Source organism: Stenotrophomonas sp. 3diitr2024, assembly GCF_042136455.1.
Taxonomy (GTDB): Bacteria; Pseudomonadota; Gammaproteobacteria; order Xanthomonadales; family Xanthomonadaceae; genus Stenotrophomonas; species Stenotrophomonas sepilia.
In genome coordinates, this window is record NZ_JBHHMJ010000074.1 from 1 (window position 1) to 3,259 (window position 3,259).

Consider the following 3,259-nt stretch of genomic DNA (forward strand, 5'->3'; position numbering starts at 1 on the left):
CGATTATAGGGGCTGGCGCCCGCGGCAGCATCCGTTGCGGCGGAAACGATCGGGCCGCAGCCGGTATGATGGAGCCCATTTCGCGTGGGAGCCCCCATGGATGGGTTTACGGCGTGTCCTGACCACCCACACCGCCCCGCCATCCCACGGAATGCCGCTCTTGATCTTGCTTCGGCTTCGGCCTCTGCAGGTGCAGGGCGCAGCCCTGCCGAAAACCCCACCCTCAGCCGTCGCCCTGGATGCCGCCGGGTGCCTGCGCCGGGTCGCGCCAGCGGCGCACCGTGCGCTGGAAAAACAGGTTGTTCGGCAGCTGCAGCACCGTACCCTCATGGCCGTCGCCGGTTTCCTGCAGCGTGGTGTAGATCAGGTTCACGTCGATCACCCGCCCCTTCAGGCCCGGCTTCTCGCCGTTCTCCAGCACTTCGATGTAGTCATGCAGGCGGAACGGGCGAGTGGTGAAGATCAGCAACGTGCAGAAGATGTTGGAGAGCACGCTCCAGGCCGCGAAGAAGGCCACTGCGCCCACGGCCGCGAAGCCCGTGAACGCGGTCCACAGCACTGAAGGCTTCGCGCCGAGCAGGCTGAGGATATACAGCAGGGCGCTGAAATAGACCACGAAACTGGTGATCCGGCGCGCGCCCATCACCATTTCAGGTGGCAGCGTGTAGTGCTCGGCAAAGCGCCGGATCAGGCGACGGGCCAGTACCCGCAGCAGCCAGGCGACCAGCAGCACCAGCACGATCTGCAGGGCCACGCCCGCGTAGTTCAGCCATGGGTGGCTCCAGGCCGGCAGGTGATCCTTCAGCGACAACATCATGGGGGCGAAAACAGGTGGCGGGAACGGCCTCGATGTTACCCGGCGCGTGCCGGGGTTTCGACCATCGGCGACCACGCCAGGCAGACCAGCTCCTGTCGATGCTGCTGCAGGCAGGCGCGGCCGTTGTCGGGGCACAACCGCAAGGACAGGCCCGATGCCTGCAGCACGACGCAAGCGACGATTACCAGCAGGGCGGCGCAGGACGAGCTGGACATGGCGGAACTCCCTGGAGGTGTTTTCTCGAATGACCTTCCATGGATGCAGCCATCGTCGAAAAGGTTGCATGGCCTTGATCGGCGATCGGCTCTAAACCTTTTTCCGGGTCGCCGCATCCAAGCGATATGCTCGACACCACCATGCCAGCGCCGCCTGCCGCCCACGCCCCTGTCGACGAACCCGCCCTGGTGCGGGCGGCCGCCGCCGGTGACACTGCGGCCTACGAACTGCTGTACCGGCGCCATGCGCCGCGCGTGTTCGCCGTACTGTGGCGCCTGTGCGGGGGCCAGCAGGCGCGTGCCGAGGATGCCCTGCAGGAAGCGTTCCTGCAGGCATGGAAGGCGCTGCCGGGGTTCCGGTTCGAAAGCAGCCTGTCGACCTGGTTGCACCGGTTGGGCGTCAACGCCGCACTGATGGAACTGCGCGGGCGCGCCGCCGGGCAGGACCACGACAGTCTGGAGGAGGTCGACGGCGGCCTGCAGGAGCTGGCGGTGCACGACCGTTGTGCCGGTACCGAGCGCGACCTGGAGCGCGCACTCGCGACGCTGCCTCCGAGGGCGCGTGCGGTACTGGTACTGCACGACATCGAAGGCTGGAAGCACCAGGAAATCGCCGAGCAGCTGCAGATGGCCGTCGGCAGTTCAAAGGCACAGCTGCATCGTGCGCGCGGCCTGCTGCGCGCACGGCTGGGAGACATGACATGAGTACACACGAACACGATTCCGATCACGATCTGCTGGCCCGGCTGCGCGCGTTGCCCAGCGAGCGAGATGTTCCCGCCGATGGCTGGGCGCGCCTGTCGGCGCAGCTGCCGCCGCGCGAGCCGCAGGCGGCGCCTGTGCCGGCCGACAACGTGGTGGTGCTGCCAGCGCGTTCGCGGCGCCGCTGGTGGTTGCCGGCCGGCGCTGTCTTGGCGGCCAGCCTGGCGCTGTACGCGGTGGCGCCATGGCGCCACGTGCAGCCGGATGCGCCGGTGCCGTCTACCCTGCAGTTGCAGGCTGCGGCGATGACCGAGCAGTACCGGCAGGCGGTGGCCTCGCTGCCCGCAGGCCGGGCACCGGAATGGCAGCCGGCCCTGCACGAACTGGATGAAAGCGCGGCACAGATCCAGGCCGCGCTGGCGCAGGATCCACGTGCGCCTCACCTGCTTGGCCAGCTCAAGCGCACCTATGCGCTGCGGCTGGAACTGACCCGGCAGGCGGCCTATGCCGCCGAGTCCGGCCTGACGACCTGAGGAGACCCCCGATGACACGAACCCTGATGACCTGCTGCTGCGCGCTGTTGCTGCTGCCCGCAGTGGCCCTGGCTGACACCCGGATCGACGAGCGCCACAACCTGGCCGCCGGCGGCCGCATCGAACTGAGCAACGTGGCCGGCAAAGTGACCGTGCGTGGCTGGGACCGCAACGACGTGCAGCTCACCGGTACGCTCAGCGATGGTCTCCAGCTGCGCCAGGAGAAGAGTGCCAACCGCGTACGCTGGGAAATCGAGTATCCGCGTCGCAACAACAACGGTGGCGCAACGCTGGTGCTGAACGTGCCGCGTTCGGTGGAACTGCTGCTGAGCACGGTCAGTGCCAACCAGGACATCAGCGGCATCGATGTGCGTCGCCTGCAGGCCGACACGGTCAGCGGCAGCCTGAGCGCCTCCGGTCGCAGCGGCGACAGCAAGCTCAATACGGTCAGTGGCGGTGTCAGCGCGCGCCTGCAGACCCCGAAGCTGGATGTGAACACGGTCAGCGGCCGGATCGAAGCCGGTGGCGGCGTGTCCGGTGACATCGGTGCACAGACGGTATCCGGCCGGGTCGAGGTCGATGCCGGGCGGGTGCAGCGGTTGGCGGTGGAAACCGTATCGGGCAGCATCGATCTGTCGGCGGCCGGGCTGGCGCCGGGGGGCCGGATCAATGTCGAATCGGTGAGTGCGTCGGTCAACCTGCGCCTGCCACGCTCGGTTTCGGCGCAGCTGTCGGTGAACAGCTTCAGCGGGTCGATCAACAGCGATGCCGGCCAGGTGGAGCGGCCGCGCTACGGCCCCGGCAGCCATCTTGATACGCGGCTGGGCAGCGGCGACGGTGATATCCGCATCCAGTCGCATTCGGGCAGTGTTCGGGTAAGCCTGGATCGCTGAGCGCGATCCGGCGCTGTACCGCATCAAGCACGTCGAGCACCAGAACACCGGCAACGCGTGGCCGATCTACCCGATGTACGACTTCGCCCATGCGCTGGG

General features: G+C 67.7%; 5 protein-coding genes and 1 pseudogene. 4 read left to right on the forward strand and 2 right to left on the reverse strand.

Annotated elements, in window-relative coordinates; translation table 11 throughout:
* Positions 1-223: 223 nt before the first annotated feature.
* Both ABGA94_RS01705 and ABGA94_RS01710 read right to left on the reverse strand, forming a co-directional pair.
* The gene (locus tag ABGA94_RS01705) at positions 224-817 is read right to left on the reverse strand and encodes a mechanosensitive ion channel family protein (protein WP_005418176.1); all 594 of its coding nucleotides are present in this window, start codon (positions 815-817) and stop codon (positions 224-226) included.
* 35 nt (positions 818-852) lie between these two features.
* Positions 853-1,032, reverse strand: coding sequence for a hypothetical protein (locus ABGA94_RS01710; protein ID WP_005418175.1), 180 nt, complete (start codon positions 1,030-1,032; stop codon positions 853-855).
* A gap of 126 nt (positions 1,033-1,158) precedes the next feature.
* Here ABGA94_RS01710 and ABGA94_RS01715 point away from each other — a divergent pair, with 126 nt between their 5' ends.
* The 4 genes and pseudogenes from ABGA94_RS01715 to ABGA94_RS01730 form a co-directional block, all read left to right on the forward strand.
* On the forward strand, positions 1,159-1,737 hold the full coding sequence (locus ABGA94_RS01715; RefSeq protein WP_005418173.1) for an RNA polymerase sigma factor: 579 nt from the start codon (positions 1,159-1,161) through the stop codon (positions 1,735-1,737).
* The gene (locus ABGA94_RS01720) at positions 1,734-2,267 is read left to right on the forward strand and encodes a hypothetical protein (protein ID WP_111129554.1); all 534 of its coding nucleotides are present in this window, start codon (positions 1,734-1,736) and stop codon (positions 2,265-2,267) included. Before ABGA94_RS01715 ends, ABGA94_RS01720 begins: the two co-directional genes overlap by 4 nt.
* Before the next feature lie 11 nt (positions 2,268-2,278).
* On the forward strand, positions 2,279-3,160 hold the full coding sequence (locus ABGA94_RS01725; protein ID WP_111129552.1) for a DUF4097 family beta strand repeat-containing protein: 882 nt from the start codon (positions 2,279-2,281) through the stop codon (positions 3,158-3,160).
* 1 nt (position 3,161) lies between these two features.
* Positions 3,162-3,259 (forward strand): annotated as a pseudogene (locus ABGA94_RS01730) (glutamate--tRNA ligase family protein); the annotation flags it as partial.